Here is a 20,244-nt window from a genome sequence, read left to right as displayed (position 1 = left end):
GTTGAGTCCTTAGATAATGCCGAGCCTGTTGAGCTCGATCTGAGCACTGAGCGGGTCGTCGACGAGGGTCAGACCTGCAACCTCGTTTGCACTTACGAGCAACTCGGCGTTATGGATCTTCACCGTTGGTCCACCCAGCACCACCGGGCAGGCAATATTGGCCAGCAAGCGTGGAAGATGGGCGACGTTCAAGGCCTTGCTCGAATACAGCACGATGCCGCGCGGCTGCAGGTATTCGGCCGCCAGCGCCAGTTCACCGGCGGGCAGGGGCCAGTCGAACACTTCGACCGGGCAGTCGGCGCTGCTGACCAGCCAGGCGGTGAGCCACAGGTGTGGTTCGAGCGGAAGGTCGGACTGGTTGACCAGCAGCACGGGCTTGCCGCTGAGCTGGCGATTGTTGTGGTAGATGCGTGCGCCGAACTTGCTGCGCAGCCATGAGTAGAAAAACGTGCGCTCCAGTTGAGCGCCGAACTTGCCTTGCCAGCGCTGTTCCAGTTCCGCCAGCAGCGGCATCAGCAATTGCTCACACAGGGTGCGTGGCGGGTACAGCGACATGGCCTGGTTGAACACATCATCGACCCGACGCTCGGCCAGTTCTCCGATTGCGACCAGTAACGTCTGGCGCAGCGCATCCCAGTCGCTCGAAGGCGGTGTGGCGTCCTGTCGGTCGTCGTCGAGCAAGGCCTTGACCTGGCTGACCGAAACGCCACGGTTCAGCCAGGTGAGAATCATCATCACGCGCTGAACGTGCTCCTGTGAATACAGGCGATGACCCTTCTCGGTACGGTGCGGAACGATCAGGCCATAACGCCGTTCCCACGCGCGCAGAGTGACGGCATTGACGCCGGTCTGGCGTGCAACCTCGCGGATCGGCAACCAGTCGTCCGGCGCGTCCTTATCCAGCTCATTCATAGTCAAATCGCATTTCGCAGACTGAGGTTTTCAGGATGGGGCTGCATGTATACCTGCAGCGCCACATACGGATCCGGGTGTTGGCGGAAATGGTGCTTGAGCAGGGTCAGCGGCACGATCAAGGGCACGATCCCCTGATGGTACTGGCCGATCAACTGCTGGATTTCCTGTTTGTCCTCGGCACCGATGGTCTGCTTGAGGTAGCCAGCCAAGTGCTGAAGTACATTGGTGTGGGTGCGACGTGTTGCGCATTTCTTGAGCGCGGTCATCAGGTCACTGAAATACTGCGGGGCGATGTCTTTCGGATCGCTGCGGCCCATGCTGCCGAGCATCTTGCCCAGCGCCTTGTATTGCACAGGATCGTTGGCCATCAGCTGATATTTGTAGCGCGAGTGGAATTCGGTCAGGGCGCGTCGCGTGACGCCTTCGCGCAGCAACTGTTGCCATGCCGAATAAGCGAACACACGTGTCACGAAGTTTTCCCGCAGCACGGCGTCATTGAGACGTCCGTCTTCCTCGACCGGCAGATTGGGATGGCGCTCGCAGAACGCCTTGGCGTAGATGCCAGTGCCTCCTCCATCGACCGGCGCACCGTTCTCGCGGTAGACCTTGACTCGCTCAAGGCCGCAGGACGGAGACTTCTGCATGAAGATGTAGCCGCAGATGTCGCCCAGTTCGTCGGCCATCTGCGTGCCGTAATCAGCCAGCGCCTCGGTGACGTCAAGTTCGCGATTGACCGTGCCCAGCGCCCGTGGATTTTCCGCATCGCCGACCAGCCGGATAGGCTCGCGCGGGATGCCCATACCGATTGCGACTTCAGGGCAGGCCTGGACGAAATCAAAGTATTGGCTCAGTGCGCGTGTGCACAGATGCGATTCCTTGTGGCCGCCATTGAAGCGAACCTCGGCGCCCATCAGGCAGGCACTGATACCGAGTTTGGGCTTTTCGATTACGGGCGTTGACATCACCAACCTCTACAGAAGACTTGTACAGACAAAATGCTCTGTACAACTTGTACTCATCATAGGTGCATAGCTGTACAAGTCAAATTGTTTGTAGAGGGTTTGAAAGGGCGTTTGAGACGGTGATAACTTGATGCCAGGATGCGCCTTAATCTCTTCGACGCAGCGCCGTCGCTCAGCAAACAAAGGAATGTGGGAGGCCGCTACGCGGTGTTTGAGAAAAGCGCATCATCGTTCATCGTCGGCAAGCCGCCTCCCGCAGAACACAGCGCTTCTTCAGTGGGGTATGTGTAGCTGGACAAGCGGCAGCCGTGCTTGAGGAAGGTGTGTGCCGAGTGAAAGGCCGCCTTACTTCCAGCCCATCCGCCACACGTCCGCTGCCTGCAGCACCTGCCAAGGCAGGCGCTCGCTGCGCTGGGTCAGCACCGCCTGCAGTTCGATTTCCAGTACCGTGCCTTCTTCGTCCTTGAACAGCTCGGTCACCATAAAATGCTTCTCACGATTGACCGGGGTGGCTGCTGTCCATTTCGACAGCAGCAGTTTGCGTGGATTGATCTGGTTCATTGCGCGTGTTCCAGCAGTCGGCGTGCGGCTTCCTGACCACTGAGCCATGCGCCTTCAACCCGGCCCGACAGGCACCAGTCGCCGCACACATAAATGCCCAGGTCGGCATCGGAAAGCGCGCCCCATTCGTGAGAACCTGCAGGCCGTGCGTACAGCCAGCGGTGGGCGAGAGTGAAAACCGGTTCAGGCATCGTGCAGTCGATCATTTCTGCAAATGCGCCCTGCAGATGCTCGATGACCTCTTCCTTGGGCATGTCCAGATGCTGCCGGCTCCAGTTGCTGGTGGCATGCAGAATCCAGGTGTCCAGCGTGTCGTCACGCTCGGGCTTGCTACGATTGCGCGCCAGCCAGTCGACCGGGCTGTCCTGTACGAAGCAGCCTTGCATGGGCGTTTGCAGCGGCGTGCTGAATGCCAGCGCGATGGCCCAGGTCGGGTCCATCTTGACCCCGGCCACGACACTGGCCAGTTTGGGTGCCGCTGCCAGCAGCGGCGTGGCCTGAGGGGCAGGCGTGGCAATGATGACGTGGCTGAACGGGCCATGGCTTTCGCCTTCCTCGTCCAGCAGGTTCCAGTGCTGCTCACCGCGAAACACCTCGGTGATGCGGCACGAGAACGAGACGGGCAGATCGCCACGCATGGCGCGGGTGATGGCGCTCATGCCGGGCTTGCCGACCCAGCGAACCTGTTCGTCGGGCGACGGGCTGAGCCTGCCGTTCTGAAAATTGTAGAGCGAAGGGGTCCACTCGGCGACATGGCCTTGGGCCTGCCACTGTTTGACGGCCGTGGCAAAGCGCCGGTCGCGGGCGGTGAAATACTGCGCACCCATGTCCAGCGAGCCTGCGTCGCTGCGTTTGCTGGACATCCGACCGCCGCTGCCGCGGCTTTTGTCGAACAGGTGTACTTCATGCCCGGCCGCAGTGAGCGCCTGGGCAGCTGAAAGTCCGGCGATACCGGTACCGATGATTGCGATAGGGACAGTCATAGGGGCCTCGTTACCTTGTCTGTACAGACTACGCCGTAGTTAAAACCTGTACAATCTTCTTGTCTGGTATAACTTGCAGTGGTTCTCGATTCTGTTGTGAGTCACTCTGCAACCTTGAAGGTCGAAGACGTTCAGTCTGCTGCCAATCGACAATGGGCCAACCACCCGAGCGGGGCAGTAAAGCGCCAGTCCGTTCAGGTGTGGCCTAGGGTTCAGTCAATGGTCTGGTTGTCTGAATAAGCGTCACCCGTAAAAAATAGACTACTCAATTGCCACGAACGCCACGCGAGGTTACCTGCCATGCACATATTGCTGACCGGCGGTACTGGTTTGATAGGACGAGCGCTCTGCCGACACTGGACTGCTCAAGGCCATCAGTTGACCGTCTGGAGCCGACGGCCTGCTGACGTTCCCAAGCTGTGCGGATCTTCGGTGAAGGGGATTGCCCGTCTCGATGAACTGGGCGATCAGCCCGTCGATGCTGTCGTCAATCTGGCAGGCGCCCCGATTGCCGATCGGCCCTGGACCCGCAAGCGTCGACTGATGCTGTGGGACAGCCGCATCGGCCTGACCGAACAGTTGCTTGCGTGGATGGGCAAGGCGACACAAAAGCCCGCGTTGATGATTTCCGGGTCTGCGGTGGGCTGGTATGGCGACAGTGGCGAGCGTGAGCTGGACGAAACCTCTCATCCCGCCAAGGAAGACTTTGCCAGCCAGTTGTGTGGGGCATGGGAAGAGACCGCGCAGCGTGGTGAAGCCCTGGGCGTACGTGTGGTGTTGATACGCACCGGTCTGGTGTTGTCCGACCGTGGCGGCTTTCTGCAGAAACTGTTGCCGCCGTTCAAGTTCGGCATGGGTGGCCCGATTGGCAACGGCCGGCAATGGATGCCCTGGATTCATGTCCATGACCAAATTGCGGCGATTGATTTTCTGTTGAATCTCGACGATGCCCGTGGCCCTTATAACCTTTGTGCGCCTGCGGCTGTGCGTAACCGTGACTTTGCCAAGACCCTTGCCGGCATCCTGCATCGGCCGGCCTTCATGCCCATGCCGTCGCTGGCGCTCAAAGTGCTGCTGGGCGAGTTGTCGGTGCTGTTGCTGGGCGGGCAAAGGGCGCGACCTGATCGCCTGCAGCAAGCCGGTTTCACGTTTCGTTTCACCGATCTGAAAACCGCCCTGCAGGATCTGCTGGGTCGACACTGAAAGCCATTGAATTAGGAAGTTGCATGACCGATCACGCGTTGTTGCTGGTCAACCTGGGTTCGCCTGCGTCTACCCAGGTGGCAGATGTACGTAGCTACCTCAATCAGTTCCTCATGGACCCGTACGTCATCGACCTGCCGTGGCCGGTGCGCAGGCTGCTGGTGTCGCTGATCCTGATCAAGCGCCCGGAACAGTCTGCTCACGCCTACGCGTCGATCTGGTGGGATGAGGGGTCGCCGCTGGTGGTGCTGAGCAAGCGTCTGCAGCAGGCCATGAAGAAGGAGTGGGATCACGGGCCGGTGGAACTGGCGATGCGCTATGGAGAGCCTTCCATCGAAACCGTGCTGACGCGCTTGGCAGAGCAGGGCATCAAGAAAGTCACCCTCGCACCCCTGTATCCCCAGTTTGCCGACAGCACCGTTACTACGGTCATCGAAGAAGCCAAGCGCGTTGTGCGGGCCAAATCGCTGAAGATACAGTTCTCATTGTTGCAGCCGTTCTTTGATCAGCCCGAATACCTCAATGCCTTGGTCGAAAACGTGCGCCCACATCTGGAGCAGCCGCACGACCACTTGCTGCTGAGCTTTCACGGCCTGCCAGAGCGTCACCTGCACAAGCTTGACCCGACCGGCAAACATTGCTTCAAGGAAGACTGCTGCATGACCGCTCCTGCAGAAGTGCTCGCCACCTGCTACCGCGCGCAATGCCTGCAATCGGCTGCGGCGTTTGCCAAGCGCATGGGCATTCCTGATGGCAAATGGTCGGTGTCGTTCCAGTCGCGTCTGGGCCGCGCCAAATGGATCGAACCCTATACTGAAGCGCGTCTCGACGAGCTGGCGGCGCAGGGCGTGAAGAAGCTGCTGGTCATGTGCCCGGCATTTGTCGCCGACTGCATCGAGACGCTGGAAGAGATTGGCGACCGGGGGGCGGAGCAGTTCAAGGAGGCGGGCGGGGAGGAGCTGGTACTGATACCTTGCCTGAACGATGATCCGAACTGGGCGAAGGAGCTGAACAAGCTCTGCGAACGTGCACCGTTGATGTTGTAGGCGCTGGTTCACATGGGGCGCAGAGCGTCCCGACTGCAGGCCCACGCGGAGCGTGGTCACGATCAGTGTGTATCTGATCGTGACCACGTTCGCATGACAACGCCTCTCAGGACGCTATCAAGGCAACTGATCATCCAGTTGCTTGTTCTTCCAGCTGTCATTACCCGGCAGGATCAGGTTCAGCACGATGGCGGTCACGGCGCACAGGGCGATGCCTTTCATGCCGAAATCATCCGGGCCAGTGCCCGTACCGATCAGCACGCCACCGATACCGAACACCAGCGTCACCGATACGATCACCAGATTGCGCGCTTCTGACAGGTCGATCTTGTGACGAATCAGGGTATTCATACCCACCGCCGCAATGGAGCCGAACAGCAGGCACAGAATCCCGCCCATTACCGGCACCGGGATGCTTTGCAGCAACGCACCGAACTTGCCAATAAACGCCAGGGTGATCGCGAATATCGACGCCCAGGTCATGATTTTCGGGTTGTAGTTCTTGGTCAGCATCACCGCTCCCGTCACCTCAGCGTAGGTAGTGTTGGGCGGACCGCCGAACAGGCCGGCTGCGGTAGTGGCGATACCGTCACCGAACAGCGTGCGATGCAGACCTGGCTTTTTCAGGTAATCGCGACCGGTCACACTGCCTACCGCGATCACGCCACCGATGTGTTCAATGGCCGGAGCCAGCGCCACCGGCACGATAAACAGGATCGCCTGCCAGTTGAATTCCGGCGCAGTGAAATGCGGGATCGCCAGCCAGGGCGCCTCGGCAATCTTCGCCGTGTCGACCACGCCGAAGTAGAACGACAGCGCAAAACCCACAAGAACGCCCGAAATGATCGGAACCAGCCTGAAGATGCCTTTACCGAACACCGCCACGATCAGCGTGGTCAGCAGGGCAGGCATCGAAATCAGCATTGCCGTCTGGTAATGAATCAGCTCGGCGCCATCTCCGGATTTGCCCATCGCCATGTTGGCGGCAATCGGTGCCATGGCCAGGCCGATGGAAATGATCACCGGACCAATCACCACCGGCGGCAACAGGCGGTCAATGAAGCCGGTGCCTTTGATCTTCACGGCCAGGCCGAGGAAGGTGTAGACGAAGCCCGCCGCCATCACGCCGCCCATGGTCGCGGCGAGGCCGAACTGACCCTTGGCAAGAATGATCGGGGTGATGAAGGCAAAGCTCGATGCCAGAAAGACGGGCACCTGGCGGCCGGTCACGATCTGGAACAACAGCGTGCCCAGGCCTGCGGTGAACAATGCAACGTTGGGGTCGAGTCCGGTGATCAGCGGCATCAAGACCAGCGCGCCAAAAGCCACGAACAGCATTTGCGCACCGGAAAGAACCGTACGCCACAGTGGATCGTTGAACTCGTGCTGCGTCATCGGGTTATGCGTCCTTCTGTTTGGTGCCGAAAATCTTGTCACCGGCATCGCCCAGGCCCGGAATGATGTAGCCGTGCTCGTTGAGGCGCTCATCAATGGATGCGGTGTAGATCATCACGTCGGGGTGCGCAGCTTCCACAGCGGCAATGCCTTCAGGCGCGGCGACCAGCACCATGGCGCGGATTTCCTTGCAGCCGGCTTTTTTGAGCAGGTCGATGGTGGCAACCATTGAACTGCCGGTGGCCAGCATCGGGTCAATGATCATCGCCAGACGCTCGTCGATTTCCGGGACCAGCTTTTCCAGATAGGTGTGGGCCTGCAGCGTTTCTTCATTGCGGGCCACGCCCACGGCGCTGACCTTGGCGCCCGGAATCAGGCTGAGCACGCCGTCGAGCATGCCGATACCGGCGCGCAGAATCGGCACGACAGTGATTTTCTTGCCGGCGATCTTCTCGACCGACACCGTTCCGGCCCAGCCCTGAATGTCGTAGTTTTCCAGTGTCAGGTCGGCAGTGGCTTCATAAGTAAGCAGAGCGCCCACTTCCTGAGCCAGCTCACGGAAATTCTTGGTGCTGATGTCTGCGCGGCGCATCAGGCCGAGCTTGTGGCGGATCAGCGGATGACGGATCTCACGAATGGGCATAAGGAAAGGCTCCAGCGGGGGGCAAAAAAAACGGCCTAGATTAATCTATTCAGCAGACACTGTCTTACGATGTGTGCAGTATTGTTCTTTGCCTTGGACGTTCGCAGCTTTTAGAAGACACTCACAACGCTAGTCCAGAATTGCTTGCTCTGAGTCGAATGGATGCGTACCTTTGCCCGCTTTTCTTACACTGCCCCCACCTGGAGAGCGCTTCATGTCTGCTGATCTCGAGCATATCCGTCAAATCATGCGCGAGGCTGACTGCCTGTACACAGAAGCCGAAGTCGATGCTGCCATCGCTCGTGTCGGCGCGCAGATCAATGCCGAACTGGCTGAACGCAACCCGGTTGTGTTTTGCGTGATGAACGGCGGCCTGATCTTTTCGGGCAAGCTGTTGACCCATCTCAACTTCCCGCTGGAAGCGTCCTATCTGCACGCGACACGCTATCGCAACGAAACCACCGGCGGCGATTTGTTCTGGAAAGCCAAGCCGGAAGTCTCGTTCATCGACCGCGACGTGCTGATCATCGACGACATCCTTGATGAAGGCCACACGCTGGGCGCGATCATCGACTTCTGCAAACACGCCGGAGCCCGTGCGGTTCATACTGCCGTGCTGATCGACAAGGACCATGACCGCAAGGCGCGGCCGGACCTTAAAGCCGATTACGTCGGCCTGCCGTGCATCGACCGTTACATCTTCGGCTTTGGCATGGACTACAAAGGCTACTGGCGCAACGCGGCCGGTATCTACGCCGTCAAAGGCATGTAACGATGGCTGATCGCTGCTCTGGCGAACGTCCGGGGCAGCGTCTATCCGCATCTCTCAGGGACCACTCTGCATGAAGCTACTGATTCCAGGCGCCTTTGCGCTGGCGCTGTTGTCGGGTCTGACCGCTGCGGTACCGGTGTCAGCCAGCCCCATGCATGAGCAATACCTGCCACCCGATGAGTCGAGCCTGCGTGCCGGTGAGCCCGAACAGCAGCAATTGATGCGGGTCACCGAGTACACCATCGTCGCCGGGAATCAGCGAACCTCGAGTCAGCAGCCCATTCCGGTCACCTCATCCCTGCTGTTGCGCCTCAAGGGCAAGTCCTTGAACAAGGGCGCCTCCATCTCGCAGGTGCTGGTGCACTTCGATGCGGGCGACAGCAAAAGTCTGAAGAAGCCTGCTTACGATGAGCCTTCGCGCACGTTGACGCTTTACTACCCGCTGGCCCAATACCGGGTGCTGGTGGATCTGTTGCGCAACGAAAAGGTGTATTGCCAGTTTCTCAGCTACGCCAACGGCCATATCTGGGCCGACCTGCACACCACGCCTGCACGCGCGCGTTGAGCCGCACGCTCACGCAGGGGTAAACTGCCCGCCCGTGAAAGTGTCTGCGACCAGGTGGAGCCCGCAATGCGTAAAGACAAGAAACAGTTGATTGGCGATGAGATCGGTGACGAGCAGATCAAACTGTTCCTGAATTTCGAACCCTACGATGCCACCTCGCCTTCGCTGCACAAACTGATCAAGGCCTATCGCGGTCTGCGGATCAACGATTTCGAGCGCTTTCTGGTCTTTTTCAAGGAAGCCGGTCATGACTTCGACGGCAAGGATGAGCAGGGCAACGACTTCATCGCCCTGATCAAGGACCAGCGAAACGCCGAGGAATACATCGAACTGATTGAACAGGCGCGTGGCTGAGGGCGGTTCAGGTCAGTGCTCGTGCCCATCGCTCTGCGTGGGCATGCACTGTGACGCTTTGCATCACATCCGAGGCGCAGCGTCCTGAGCGGCATTGCCACGCGGAGCCCGGAAGCGATCTGAAGCGGCTCCGAGTTACTTCCGGGCCTTGTAAGCCTTGCCGTAGTGCCGTTCCAGTCTGGACTGCAACAACTCCAGCCCGATCGACATGATCCAGTACAGCACCGCAGCGGTGGTCAGCATCTCGATGTAACGATAGCTGGACCGGCCGTAGGATTGCGCCAGGAACATCACTTCCCAGACGCCCATCACTGAAATCAGTGACGAGTCCTTGAGCATCGAGATGAACTGGTTGGTCGTCGGCGGGATGATGGTGCGCATGGCCTGGGGCAGGGTGACGCGCCAGAATATCTGGGTGGGGCGCAGCCCCAGCGCCAGTGCCGCTTCGCTTTGTCCGGCGGCAACACCGATGATGCCTGCGCGAAAGATCTCGCTCAGGTAGGCCCCATAGTTCAGCGACAGGGCGATCACGCCCGCCATGATCGCGCCCGGCACAATACCCACCTGTGGCAAGCCCAGGTAGATAAGCAGGATCTGGATCAGCAGCGGTGTGCCACGAAAGAACGACGCGTAGAAGCTGGCGATGCCGAACGCCACAGCGCTGCTGGACAACCGTGCCAGCGCAGTGACGAAGCCCAGCACCACCGACACGATGATCGAGCACACAGACACGAACAGTGTCAGCGCCGCGCCTTGCAGAAAGCCGTTGGGCGCAAGGTGCAGGCCGATCAGGTTGGGCAGTTTGTCGAGAATGATCGACAGCTTCAGGTCGAAACTGAGGAAGAAGCCCGCAAACAGCACAAACATGACCAGCCAGGTCAGGTAAAGCCGCGTGCGGAAACCGAAGATGCGCTTGAGCAGGCCTTGATCAGCCTGCTCGGGTGGACGTGGGAAGGAAGTCATTTACTGATATCGGCGCCGATCCACTTCTGCGACAGCTTGCTCAGGGTGCCGTCCTTTTTCAGCTCGGCGAACACTTCACGCACCTTGGCGTCCCACTCGGGATCGTTCTTCTCGATGGCGACGAAGTTGGGTTCTTCATACAGCGATTCGCCCGCCAGCTTGAAGCGCTTGTCCTGATCCAGTCGCGGTTTGGCGGTCACCAGGTTGGTCAGCACGGCGTCCAGGCGAACGCCTGCGCCCAGGCCAAGATCCTGGAATGCAACATTGTCGTTGTCGTACGGCGCGATCTGCACATTCTCGAACGGGTATTGCAGCGGCTTGTCTTCCGCCCCTTCGATGACCAGGTTTTTGTTCAGGTAACTTTCATAACTGGACGCGCTGGTCAGGCCGACCTTTTTGTCGCTCAGGTCCTTGGCCGAATGAATGCGGTCATCCTTGGCGTTGACCACGATCACGGCAGGTGATGCGTAGTACTCGACCGGGAAGTTGAACACTTCAGAACGGGCCTTGCTCGGGGTCATCGAGCAGACACAGATGTCATAACGACCGCTCCAGCGACCGGCAGCGATCACGTCCCAGGAGGGTGTTTCGAGGCGCAACTTGACGCCCAGCTTCTGCGCCACGGCCTTGGCGACGTCGACGTCAAAGCCGTCCAGCTCGTTCTTGTCGTTCAGGAAAGAGAAGGGTGGGTAACTTTCCATGAGGACGTTGACCAGCTCTTTGTTCTTCTGCACGCGGTCCAGTGTGGCGCCGGCCAGGGCTTGAGTGGAGGCGGCCAGAGTAACCAGGCCAATGCCCAGCAAAGCGCTTAGTTTCACGGATGTCCCCTGAGAAAAAGTTTGTAGTTTGATGAAAGTGCCGTATTAAATACGTTATACAAGACTGACTCATAATGAGTTTTTTTCATATACATATAAGTAGATCACATATGACCCAAGGCTCAACTGTAATTCTTGATGGCGGCATGGGCCGCGAACTACAGCGTCGCGGCGCGCCATTTCGCCAGCCCGAATGGTCTGCGCTGGCCTTGAGCGAAGCTCCCGAAGCCGTCAGCGATGTACACGCCGCTTACATCGAAAGTGGTGCTCAGGTGATTACCAGTAACAGTTATGCGGTGGTGCCGTTTCACATTGGCGAAGAGCGTTTTGCCCAAGAGGGGCAGGCACTGGCGGCATTGGCCGGAAAGCTGGCCCGGGATGCTGCCGACGGATCGGGTGGTCGCGCACGCGTGGCGGGTTCGATTCCGCCGTTGTTCGGCTCCTATCGTCCGGACTTGTACAAGCCGGAGCGGGCTGCCGAAATCCTGCAACCGCTGGTGGCCGGTCTGACGCCCTATGTAGATCTGTGGCTGGCCGAAACCCAGAGCTGCATCCTTGAAGCGCAGACCATTCGCGCAGGTCTGCCGGCGGACGGCAAACCGTTCTGGCTGTCGTTCACGCTGCAGGACGAAGACACGGATGAAGTTCCTCGCCTGCGCTCAGGCGAGCCAGTGGCAGATGCTGCCCGTGCAGCGGCTGAAATGGGCGTTGCGACGCTGCTGTTCAATTGCAGTCAGCCGGAAGTGATCGGCGGCGCCATCGATGCCGCGCGTGAAGTGTTCGAGTCGTTGAACGTCGATATCGCCATTGGCGCTTACGCCAACGCTTTCCCGCCGCAACCCAAGGACGCCAAGGCCAACGATGGTCTGGATGAACTGCGCGAAGATCTCGATCCGCAGGGTTATCAGCAATGGGCGGCAGACTGGGTCAAGCGCGGCGCCACGCACATCGGCGGCTGCTGCGGCATCGGTCCTGAGCACATCGCGGTGCTGTCGCGCAGCCTTTGATCCTTCGCTTTTGAACGCGCAAAGAAAAACCCCGTGGCTCGTTCGAGTCCACGGGGTTTTTCAATTCAACGACCCGCACTCAGCGTCAGGCGAAGCTCTGTTCCTGATTGGTCTTTTCAGTCAGTTCCAGGTGCTCGTCATTCTGGCTGCTGACGCGCTCGTACAGTTCTGCGTCGGTTTCCAGCGCCTTTTCCCTCGCCGGGAAAATCTCGTTGAGCTTGGCAGCCCACTCGGTGCGGGTTTTTTCCGGGAAGCAGCGTTCGATCAGTTCCAGCATGATCGATACGGTCACCGAGGCGCCCGGCGAAGCGCCAAGCAATGCCGCGAGTGAACCGTCTTTCGCCGAGACCAGTTCGGTGCCGAACTGCAGCACGCCGCCTTTCTTGGCGTCTTTTTTGATGATCTGTACACGCTGACCGGCCACTTCCAGGCGCCAGTCTTCAGCTTTCGCCTCCGGATAGAAGCGACGCAGGGATTCCAGACGCTGCTCCATGGACTGCATCACTTCGCTGACCAGGTACTTGGTCAGGTCCATGTTGTCACGGGCCACCGCCAGCATCGGCTTGATGTTGGCCACGCGCACCGACAGTGGCAGGTCGAGGAACGAACCGTGCTTCAGGAACTTGGTGGTGAAACCGGCGTAAGGTCCGAACAGCAGGGATTTCTTGCCATCGACTACGCGGGTATCCAGGTGCGGCACAGACATCGGCGGCGAACCCACCGCTGCCTGGCTGTAAACCTTGGCCTGATGGTGTTTGACCACTTCCGGGTTGTCGCAACGCAGCCACTGGCCACTGACCGGGAAGCCGCCGAAACCCTTGCTCTCTTCGATGCCGGACATCTGCAGCAACGGCAGTGCCGCGCCGCCCGCACCGAGAAACACGAATTTGGCGTCGATCTGGCGGGTACCGCCGCTGTTCACGTCCTTGATGGTCACGGTCCAGCCATCGCCCTTGCGGGTCAGGTCGGTAACGCGTTTGCAGTACTTGACCTGGGCGTCAGGCGCGCTGGAAAGATGTTTGAGCAACTGATTGGTCAGCGCACCGAAGTTGACGTCGGTGCCATTCATCATGCGCGTCGCGGCGATTTTTTCGTCCGCCGGACGGCCCGGCATCATCAGCGGCATCCACTCGGCAAGTTTGGCCTTGTCTTCGGTGTACTCCATCGACGAGAACGCGTGATGCTTGCGCATCGCCTCGAAGCGGGTCTTGAGGAACGAAATGCCGTTTTCGCCCTGGACGAAGCTCAGGTGCGGAACCGGGTTGATGAACGACTTCGCCGAACCGAAGGTGCCTTTACGGGCCAGATAGGCCCAGAACTGCTTCGAGACTTCGAACTGGGTATTGATGTGCACCGCTTTCTTGATGTCGATGGAGCCATCGGCAGCGAGCGGGGTGTAGTTGAGTTCGCACAGGCCGGCGTGGCCGGTGCCAGCATTGTTCCAGGGGTTGGAACTCTCAGCGGCACCGGAGTCCATGAGCTCAACGACTTCCAGCTTGAGGCCGGGGTCGAGCTCTTTGAGCAGTACGGCCAGCGTGGCACTCATGATGCCGGCTCCGACCAGTACTACATCGACTGCTTCGTTATGCGCCATTAACGCGTCTCCAAAATCTGCAGCACCAAATTGACGGCATACGATCCTGAGGCTGTGTGCCGGGATGTCGGGGCAAGGGTCTGGGTTATGCCCATCGCTTCCCGGCCAGGATCGCCTGTCCGATTCTTCGCAATTTTTCGCATCTCTCGCGCAGGTCCCGGTCAGGCTCGATCAAGGTTCATCAATGATGCATGAACGCATGTTCGACCCTGCTCGGCCATTCGACCATCGTCACGTTACAAGTCACGCAGGCGACCTTAACCTGACGATCGTCGTCAGACCCCGGTAATGGAGGCGCAGTCGCGGTCAGTCCTGTTCAAAAGGGCCGGTTCAGACGCTGATGGTGCATTTACAAACGCGTACCTATTCATTTGCTCGCCACACTCTTGTGAAGTAGTGAAACCGTTTTTCACGTTCTTTTGGAAACGCGAACCAAACCTCAAAATGGCTGCGATAGCAGCGCTGGCAGATCGATGCATACAAGGTGAGGCGCTGACAGACCAGAAAGGTTCGATAGGATTCGAGCGATTCTGCACCATTCATCGAGCACACCGTCGTGCAATGACCTGTGTGGGCGGCTCTCTGTGGGCAGAACGGAGGCGCTAATGCGACGATTAGCAATGCTGCGAGGTCCGATCAGGAGACGTCCTTATAATCGGGGGGAGATTATAGCGATGAAACGACTGAAATTGATCGGTTTAAGTGACTTTTATTCGCGATCGGGTCAGGCAGTGATTAATTGGCGTCGTGTCGCTCTCACGTCACGCTGCGCAACACGGGCGCTGGCGGGCAGTGGCAGGTTCAACCAGTTGAGTCGCTGCTCGGTCACTTCGACCCAGTCATGCCCTGACGGACGTTCGACGCAGTGCTTGAAAGCGCGGCAGATGCCAGCGTGGTCCACGCGGGCGTAATGACGATGCTGAGGGCGTGCGGTGAAGAGGGACCAGAAGAGATTCATGGCGCAGCTCCTTTCGTGAGTGAGCGTGGAGGCAGTGAAGGCAAGTCTGCCGCGTTGTTATGACGCCCTGATTACATCTCACGCACCTGAACCATCGCCGGTTTATGACGGTCCCAGCCTTGTCGGCTGGCGGACACTGGTTTGCCGGTGTTGCACGCCGCTATACTGCGGCACATTTAGTGTCTGTTCCCTGGAGAGATGAGCATGCTGCGTCGCCTTTTGTTCGGTTTGCTTGCTGTAAGCAGTTTGACCCTGGTGGGCTGTGCCCACAGCCCGCAACAACTCAGCCCGCAACCCAAGCTGAATGCACAACTCGCGCCTGTCGGACGCGGTCAGCCGGTCATCGTGCGCGTGGTAGACGGTCGTCCTGGTCCGACGCTGGGCACACGTGGCGGCATGTACCCGGAGACGAGTTCGATCAGCGTCAGCGGTAACGACATCGTGCCAAAGCTGCAGGCTCAGGCGGAAGCCGCCGTGCGTCTGCTGGGCTTCACCCCGACTCAGGGTGGCGGCAACGCACCTCAGTTGACGGTGACCCTTGCTGATCTCAAGTATCAGTCGCCGAAAGAAGGCCTGTACGTGACCGAAGCCACCATCAGCTCGACCTTCCGCGCCGATGTTCGCAACAACGGCCGCAATTACAGCGGCCGTTATGCCGCATCGCTGGATCAGCGTTTCGGCATGGCACCGAATCAGGAAACCAACACCAAGCTGGTGAGTGACGTCCTGAGTGACGCGCTGACGCGTGTATTCCAGGATCCGACCATCGGTTCGACCCTGTCGCAGTAAGTCACTGCGAAGAAAAAGCCCGGCCTTCGATGAGAGGGCCGGGCTTTTTTACATCTGCAGATCGCTGGCGGGATCAGGCTGCCTGCTGATAGAAGTCCAGAAAACTGAAGCCGGTTACCTGATCGACGTCTGGCAGATCATGGTGGATATGCCCGCCCAGAGCGCAGTAGACCAGCCAATGGCGGTCCTGAACGTTGAACGACAGGGCATCGATCAGCTCCTGCTGTTCATCGCTCTGCGCGATCAGATAAAGGCGGTCCTGGTTTTTTGCATGCAGCATGACAAGCTCCAAAAGGCTGGAAGTCCGTTTCTTGAGGAGCCACACAATGCCGAGAGCGCGTTACGGTCAGGTGACAGCGCGAGGGAAACTTCTTACAGGATGATTCAAGCAGTGCGCTTGGCTCACCGGGTTCGCAATCTTCGTTATTTGTGCCGCAGAGCGGAACAGGATGCACGCCCACTCCATGTGGGCGTGATCAAACTGGCGCAATCGCTGGCAATCTAAAGCGCCAACCCTGCCTTGACCCGATACTGATTACGCACCGGCGTTGCGTACTGCTGCACCAGATAAGGCCGGTGTTCGGCGGGCACGCCGGCGAGTCTGCTTTCCCACTCATCTTTTGCACGATGGAGTTCATCGGCCGGGAACAGGTCTGCAGCCAGCGGCACGCTCAGGCTCGGGTCAGCGTCCGTCCACTGCGCGTAAGCCAGATAGTGCACCGGGAACAGACGGTAGCCGCCAAGGATCTGCCGGTCCATTTCGACGGCCAGTTGCTTGGTGTCTTCGAAATGCTCGGTGATCGGCGGCGCGAAGTTCACGTGCACGCGACCTTTATAGCCGGTGATGCCCAGCGCGATGCTCACGTCGTCCTCGCCCGGCGTCTTGGTGTAGACGCCCGTGGTGGCACGGATATACAGCTCGCGCGCCTTGGCTTGATCGCAAGGATCGTATTCGTAGCTGATCGACACCGGGATCAGGTTAAGCGAACGAATCACGTCGCCGAACGGCTCATCCTTGCGGCTCATGTGAAACATCTTGAGGATCGCCGACTCGGTACGGTCATCTCCGTCCTTGGCGCGTCCTTCAGCCTGAGCAATCCAGATCGACTGGCAATCCTTGGTGATCGAATGGTTGATGTACGCCGACAGCAACTGATAGGCCGCCATCTTCTCGCGACGCCCGATGATCGAGCGGTGCACGATAAAGCTCTTGTTCAGGCGCATCAGGTCGCTGACAAAAGGCTTCTGCAGAAGGTTGTCGCCAATGGCAATGCGCGGCGTCGGCAGACCGGCGTGATACACGGCGTAGTTGACGAACGCAGGGTCCATCACGATATCGCGGTGGTTGGCGAGAAACAGATAGGCGCTGCCGGACTTGAGTTGCTCGACGCCGGTGTAGGTAACGCCGTCGGTGGCGCGCTCAATGGTGTGGTCGACGTAGTACTCGACCTTGTCCTGAAGCGTGGCAACCGAATCGATACCGGCGAACTCTCGGCGCAGCTTGCGGGCCAGGGTCGGTTGCAGAAACCAGCCGAACGCAGGCGCCAGACGAGGAAAACGGAATTTGGTCAGAATCGCGAGAAAGGCTTTATCACTCAGCAGACGTGCCAGAACGGCTGGGACTTCTGAATCGTTGTAAGGTCGGATGGCATCGAATTCGCCCATCATGCTCTCTTGTTGGAATCGGATAGGGTAAAAAGAAGGCAGGTTTTTCACGACAACCTTCAAAGAATGGCGCAATTATACGCACAACTGATCCCGGAGACCGCGATGCAGGAATTACAGAGTTACGACTGCCCTTACTGCGGCGAGCCCGTCGAGGCGCTACTGGATCTGTCCGGTGGTGATCAACAGTATATTGAAGACTGTCAGGTCTGCTGCCGCCCGATCGTATTCGACCTCCAGACCGACGGCGAGCAATGGACGCTGGATGTACGCACCGAGAACGAGTGATGCAGAGAATCTACGAGCCGGAAAACCTCATGGAAGGTGAGTTGCTGCAGGGCATGCTGGCCAGCGAAGGGATCGAAGCGGGCCTCACGGGCCGCGATCTTCTGGGCGGGATGGGCGAGCTGCCCGTGTTCGGCCTGCTGTGGATCACCGTCGATGACGACAAGGTCGAGCGCGCACGGGAACTGATCACTGCGTACAATGCAGCCTCGCCTTTGTCCGGTGGCGACGAGCCGGACAGTTTTCCCGATGTACTGGTGTGCTGAGCGCCTTCCTTTAAAGAGTCCGATTACCCCTCATGTGTGGACGTTATGCCCTGTTTCGCTGGACACCCGCTTTTGCGGCCTTGCCCGGTTTTCCGGCTGACCAGCAGGCGCAGTGGAATATTTCTCCGGCCGACTGGGTATTGATCATGCGTGCTGCCGAGGGCGGTCGTGATGTGGAACTGGTGCGTGCCCGCTGGGGCCTGACACCAGCCTGGCTGACCGATCTGTCGAAAACCCCTGCTCATGCGCGAGCCGAAACCGTTGCCGAACAGCCCATGTTCCGCGAAGCCTTCAAACAGCGGCGTTGTCTGCTTCCCGCCAATGGTTTCTATGAATGGCGCGGCACCTCACGCAAGCGCCCGTTCTGGCTCACGCCGGGCGAGGGCTCGGCATTGTTTTTTGCAGCGATCTGGGAAGCGTACCCGGTGCAGGGCCATACCTACCTGAGTGTCGCAGTGGTGACCCAGGCCGCCGCCACTCAGCGCCGTCCCTTGATTCTGGATGCCGAAGGACAGAAAGCCTGGCTGGCGTCCGATACGCCGCTTCCTGAACTGCAAGCCTTGCTGGCCGCGCCGCAGGTCCCGCTGCGTGAACGGCCACTGGCCAATCTGGTTAACGATCCGAAACTCAATGCGCCTGAGTGTCTGACGCCGCTGAGTTGATAAATGTGTATAAGCTGACACGCGCCTGATACACACCTGATATACCCAAGGAACCATTTACCCCTGCCATGTACCAACATGGCAATTGGCTGGTATCTGGCGCTGGACGTATTCACGTCCTAGGATGACCGCCTCACGAACAAGGAGATTCACCATGCGTCAGTCATTTGCCCTCTGTGCCTTGAGCGCTGCGTTACTGCTCGGCGGGTGTCAGGCCGTCAATACCACGACCGGTGATTCGGTAGGTGTCGAGCGCAAGCAGTACATGTTCAGCATGCTGTCCACGGATGAAGTGAACAAAATGTACGCCCAGTCCTACCAGCAGACGGTAGGCGAGGCGAGCAGCAAGGGCGTGCTGGACACCACCAGCTCAGACGCAAAGCGCGTCAATGCGATTGCCAAGCGACTGATTGCCCAGGCGCCGAAGCTGCGTCCCGACTCTGCCCAGTGGCAGTGGGAAGTGAACCTGATCAAGAGCGATGACCTGAACGCCAACTGCGGTCCTGGCGGCAAGATCATTTTCTTCACGGGCCTGATCGATACCCTGAAATTGACCGACGACGAAATTGCTGCGGTCATGGGGCATGAAATCGCCCATGCCTTGCGCGAGCATGGGCGTGAAGCGATGTCCAAGGCTTATGGTGTGGCAATGGCCAAACAGGGCGCTGGCGCTTTGCTCGGTCTGGGTCAGGACACCATGGCGCTCGCCGACACAGCGGTTAATTACAGCATGACCCTGCCCAACAGCCGCAGCAACGAAAACGAAGCGGATCTGCTGGGCCTGGAGTTGGCGGCGCGCGCCGGTTACAACCCCAACGCGGCCATCACCCTCTGGCAGAAAATGACCCAGAATGCGGGCGGTTCGCAGCCCGAGTTCATGAGTACTCACCCTGCTTCCGAGAACCGCATTGCCTCTCTGCAGGCTGCGATTCCCAAAGTGATGCCTCTGTATCAGAGCGCTCCCAAATCCTGATCGATCTCCATGGACGGCGCGTTGCCTGAGACTTGCAACGCGTCTGATCCAGTCAAACGTCAAATCCAGCCACTGACCTGCATAGCTTTGTAAACCGCGACCAGCGCCAGCACGAAGAAGGCACAGGCGGCCAGTCGGCGAATCATCGTGAGCGGAAGTTTGTCTGCTGCAAAATTACCCGCCAGCACCACCGGTACGTTGGCGATCAGCATGCCGACCGTGGTACCGATAATCACCAGCCAGAGATGCGAATACTGCGCCGCCAGCATGACGGTGGCGATCTGTGTCTTGTCGCCGATTTCAGCGATGAAGAAGGTGATGAGGGTGGTCATGAACGGGCCGAATTTACGTGCCGTGCTGGCTTCGTCATCGTCCATCTTGTCCGGAACCAGTGTCCAGAGCGCGGTGGCGGTGAAGCTTGCTGCCAGAATCCAGTGCAGGACTGCGTCAGAAAGGAAACTGCTGAACCATGCCCCTACTGCGCCGGCGGCCGCATGGTTGGCCAGGGTCGCGGCGACGATGCCGGCGATGATGGGCCAGGGTTTGCGAAAGCGTGCGGCGAGGATGAGCGCGAGCAATTGCGTCTTGTCACCAATCTCGGCGAGCGCAACAACGGCGGTAGGGATTAAGAGTGATTCCAGCATCAGGTTTCCTAAGGGGCGGGTCGACACGGCTATGACACGTACAGCCTTCCCGCCCCGGGTAAGGTGTTCGTGTCATAGGTCTTGTCAAACCACCGATCCGTCTGAGCGGATTCTGGGTCGCACGCACCATGGTCTGAGGACCAAGTATGTTGATACGTGCCGGACGAGCGTGAGGCTCGTGGGAGACTACTCCCCTAGGACGGAGCGGATTCTGCCCTTGC

At 59.1% G+C, this 20,244-nt stretch carries 24 protein-coding genes and 1 riboswitch; of the genes, 11 read left to right on the top strand and 13 right to left on the bottom strand.

The window, feature by feature from the left end; genetic code table 11:
- Window positions 1–9: 9 nt before the first annotated feature.
- From KDX39_RS07545 to KDX39_RS07530, 4 genes are all read right to left on the bottom strand, one after another.
- Entirely contained in the window at window positions 10–912 is a 903-nt protein-coding gene (locus tag KDX39_RS07545; RefSeq protein ID WP_231659887.1) for a MerR family transcriptional regulator, read from the bottom strand.
- Window positions 913–914: 2 nt separating this feature from the next.
- The gene (locus KDX39_RS07540; protein ID WP_099226953.1) at window positions 915–1,877 is read right to left on the bottom strand and encodes a YbgA family protein; all 963 of its coding nucleotides are present in this window, start codon (window positions 1,875–1,877) and stop codon (window positions 915–917) included.
- A gap of 345 nt (window positions 1,878–2,222) precedes the next feature.
- Entirely contained in the window at window positions 2,223–2,438 is a 216-nt protein-coding gene (locus KDX39_RS07535) for a TIGR02450 family Trp-rich protein (RefSeq protein WP_004879770.1), read from the bottom strand.
- Window positions 2,435–3,421 carry an NAD(P)/FAD-dependent oxidoreductase gene (locus KDX39_RS07530; protein ID WP_231659886.1) on the bottom strand — a complete coding sequence of 329 codons (987 nt, stop codon included), beginning with the start codon at window positions 3,419–3,421 and terminating at the stop codon, window positions 2,435–2,437. Before KDX39_RS07530 ends, KDX39_RS07535 begins: the two co-directional genes overlap by 4 nt.
- Window positions 3,422–3,721: 300 nt before the next feature.
- On the opposite strand from KDX39_RS07530, the gene KDX39_RS07525 reads away from it, so the two are divergent.
- Both KDX39_RS07525 and hemH read left to right on the top strand, forming a co-directional pair.
- Window positions 3,722–4,624 carry a TIGR01777 family oxidoreductase gene (locus tag KDX39_RS07525; protein WP_231659885.1) on the top strand — a complete coding sequence of 301 codons (903 nt, stop codon included), beginning with the start codon at window positions 3,722–3,724 and terminating at the stop codon, window positions 4,622–4,624.
- 23 nt (window positions 4,625–4,647) lie between these two features.
- Window positions 4,648–5,670 carry a ferrochelatase gene (gene hemH, locus KDX39_RS07520; RefSeq protein WP_231659884.1) on the top strand — a complete coding sequence of 341 codons (1,023 nt, stop codon included), beginning with the start codon at window positions 4,648–4,650 and terminating at the stop codon, window positions 5,668–5,670.
- Window positions 5,671–5,787: 117 nt separating this feature from the next.
- Here hemH and KDX39_RS07515 read toward each other — a convergent pair whose 3' ends face one another.
- Window positions 5,788–7,065 (bottom strand): uracil-xanthine permease family protein, encoded by a 1,278-nt coding sequence (locus KDX39_RS07515; RefSeq protein WP_231659883.1) that lies wholly within the window; start codon window positions 7,063–7,065, stop codon window positions 5,788–5,790.
- A gap of 4 nt (window positions 7,066–7,069) precedes the next feature.
- Complete coding sequence (gene upp / locus KDX39_RS07510; RefSeq protein WP_004879758.1) at window positions 7,070–7,708, bottom strand: uracil phosphoribosyltransferase; 639 nt, start codon at window positions 7,706–7,708, stop codon at window positions 7,070–7,072.
- A 214-nt stretch (window positions 7,709–7,922) separates the two neighbouring features.
- Between upp and KDX39_RS07505 the strand changes: the two genes are divergently transcribed.
- From KDX39_RS07505 to KDX39_RS07495, 3 genes are all read left to right on the top strand, one after another.
- Entirely contained in the window at window positions 7,923–8,480 is a 558-nt protein-coding gene (locus KDX39_RS07505) for a hypoxanthine-guanine phosphoribosyltransferase (protein ID WP_002552171.1), read from the top strand.
- 70 nt (window positions 8,481–8,550) lie between these two features.
- Window positions 8,551–9,045 carry a hypothetical protein gene (locus tag KDX39_RS07500; protein WP_231659882.1) on the top strand — a complete coding sequence of 165 codons (495 nt, stop codon included), beginning with the start codon at window positions 8,551–8,553 and terminating at the stop codon, window positions 9,043–9,045.
- Between the two features lie 66 nt (window positions 9,046–9,111).
- Window positions 9,112–9,399: a PA4642 family protein gene (locus KDX39_RS07495; protein WP_099226946.1), complete on the top strand. Its 288-nt coding sequence runs from the start codon at window positions 9,112–9,114 to the stop codon at window positions 9,397–9,399.
- Between the two features lie 135 nt (window positions 9,400–9,534).
- Here KDX39_RS07495 and KDX39_RS07490 read toward each other — a convergent pair whose 3' ends face one another.
- Together KDX39_RS07490 and KDX39_RS07485 are read right to left on the bottom strand one after the other, a co-directional pair.
- Window positions 9,535–10,362, bottom strand: a complete 828-nt coding sequence (locus KDX39_RS07490) for an amino acid ABC transporter permease (RefSeq protein ID WP_231659881.1) — start codon at window positions 10,360–10,362, stop codon at window positions 9,535–9,537.
- Window positions 10,359–11,180 (bottom strand): ABC transporter substrate-binding protein, encoded by an 822-nt coding sequence (locus KDX39_RS07485; RefSeq protein ID WP_231659880.1) that lies wholly within the window; start codon window positions 11,178–11,180, stop codon window positions 10,359–10,361. The genes KDX39_RS07490 and KDX39_RS07485 overlap by 4 nt, the downstream gene beginning before the upstream one ends.
- A gap of 110 nt (window positions 11,181–11,290) precedes the next feature.
- On the opposite strand from KDX39_RS07485, the gene KDX39_RS07480 reads away from it, so the two are divergent.
- Window positions 11,291–12,187: a homocysteine S-methyltransferase family protein gene (locus KDX39_RS07480; protein WP_231659879.1), complete on the top strand. Its 897-nt coding sequence runs from the start codon at window positions 11,291–11,293 to the stop codon at window positions 12,185–12,187.
- 85 nt (window positions 12,188–12,272) lie between these two features.
- Here the strand turns inward: KDX39_RS07480 and mqo are convergent, their stop codons facing one another.
- Together mqo and KDX39_RS07470 are read right to left on the bottom strand one after the other, a co-directional pair.
- Window positions 12,273–13,781: a malate dehydrogenase (quinone) gene (gene mqo, locus KDX39_RS07475; RefSeq protein WP_231659878.1), complete on the bottom strand. Its 1,509-nt coding sequence runs from the start codon at window positions 13,779–13,781 to the stop codon at window positions 12,273–12,275.
- Window positions 13,782–14,505: 724 nt separating this feature from the next.
- Window positions 14,506–14,739: a hypothetical protein gene (locus KDX39_RS07470; RefSeq protein ID WP_099226942.1), complete on the bottom strand. Its 234-nt coding sequence runs from the start codon at window positions 14,737–14,739 to the stop codon at window positions 14,506–14,508.
- Between the two features lie 204 nt (window positions 14,740–14,943).
- Between KDX39_RS07470 and KDX39_RS07465 the strand changes: the two genes are divergently transcribed.
- Window positions 14,944–15,528, top strand: coding sequence for a YajG family lipoprotein (locus KDX39_RS07465; protein WP_025993200.1), 585 nt, complete (start codon window positions 14,944–14,946; stop codon window positions 15,526–15,528).
- A 73-nt stretch (window positions 15,529–15,601) separates the two neighbouring features.
- Here the strand turns inward: KDX39_RS07465 and KDX39_RS07460 are convergent, their stop codons facing one another.
- Together KDX39_RS07460 and KDX39_RS07455 are read right to left on the bottom strand one after the other, a co-directional pair.
- A complete protein-coding gene (locus KDX39_RS07460) occupies window positions 15,602–15,808 on the bottom strand; it encodes a hypothetical protein (RefSeq protein ID WP_099226941.1) in 207 nt (68 codons plus the stop codon).
- A 221-nt stretch (window positions 15,809–16,029) separates the two neighbouring features.
- A complete protein-coding gene (locus KDX39_RS07455; RefSeq protein ID WP_231659877.1) occupies window positions 16,030–17,193 on the bottom strand; it encodes a 1-acyl-sn-glycerol-3-phosphate acyltransferase in 1,164 nt (387 codons plus the stop codon).
- Between the two features lie 105 nt (window positions 17,194–17,298).
- Here KDX39_RS07455 and KDX39_RS07450 point away from each other — a divergent pair, with 105 nt between their 5' ends.
- The 4 genes from KDX39_RS07450 (at window position 17,299) to KDX39_RS07435 (ending at window position 19,379) form a co-directional block, all read left to right on the top strand.
- Window positions 17,299–17,481, top strand: coding sequence for a CPXCG motif-containing cysteine-rich protein (locus tag KDX39_RS07450; RefSeq protein ID WP_025996322.1), 183 nt, complete (start codon window positions 17,299–17,301; stop codon window positions 17,479–17,481).
- On the top strand, window positions 17,481–17,744 hold the full coding sequence (locus KDX39_RS07445) for a putative signal transducing protein (protein ID WP_004885160.1): 264 nt from the start codon (window positions 17,481–17,483) through the stop codon (window positions 17,742–17,744). Before KDX39_RS07450 ends, KDX39_RS07445 begins: the two co-directional genes overlap by 1 nt.
- 32 nt (window positions 17,745–17,776) lie before the next feature.
- On the top strand, window positions 17,777–18,406 hold the full coding sequence (locus KDX39_RS07440) for an SOS response-associated peptidase (protein WP_231659876.1): 630 nt from the start codon (window positions 17,777–17,779) through the stop codon (window positions 18,404–18,406).
- Window positions 18,407–18,560: 154 nt separating this feature from the next.
- Window positions 18,561–19,379, top strand: a complete 819-nt coding sequence (locus KDX39_RS07435) for a M48 family metallopeptidase (RefSeq protein ID WP_184318494.1) — start codon at window positions 18,561–18,563, stop codon at window positions 19,377–19,379.
- Window positions 19,380–19,438: 59 nt separating this feature from the next.
- On the opposite strand, the gene KDX39_RS07430 is transcribed toward KDX39_RS07435, so the two are convergent.
- Window positions 19,439–20,023: a TMEM165/GDT1 family protein gene (locus KDX39_RS07430; RefSeq protein WP_099226937.1), complete on the bottom strand. Its 585-nt coding sequence runs from the start codon at window positions 20,021–20,023 to the stop codon at window positions 19,439–19,441.
- Window positions 20,024–20,092: 69 nt separating this feature from the next.
- Window positions 20,093–20,231: riboswitch (yybP-ykoY riboswitch) on the bottom strand.
- Between the last annotated feature and the right edge of the window lie 13 nt (window positions 20,232–20,244).

The sequence above is a fragment of the Pseudomonas sp. CDFA 610 genome (assembly GCF_021147865.1).
In the GTDB taxonomy this organism is placed as follows: Bacteria; Pseudomonadota; Gammaproteobacteria; order Pseudomonadales; family Pseudomonadaceae; genus Aquipseudomonas; species Aquipseudomonas alliivorans.
This window is presented reverse-complemented; position numbering and strand designations above follow the sequence as displayed.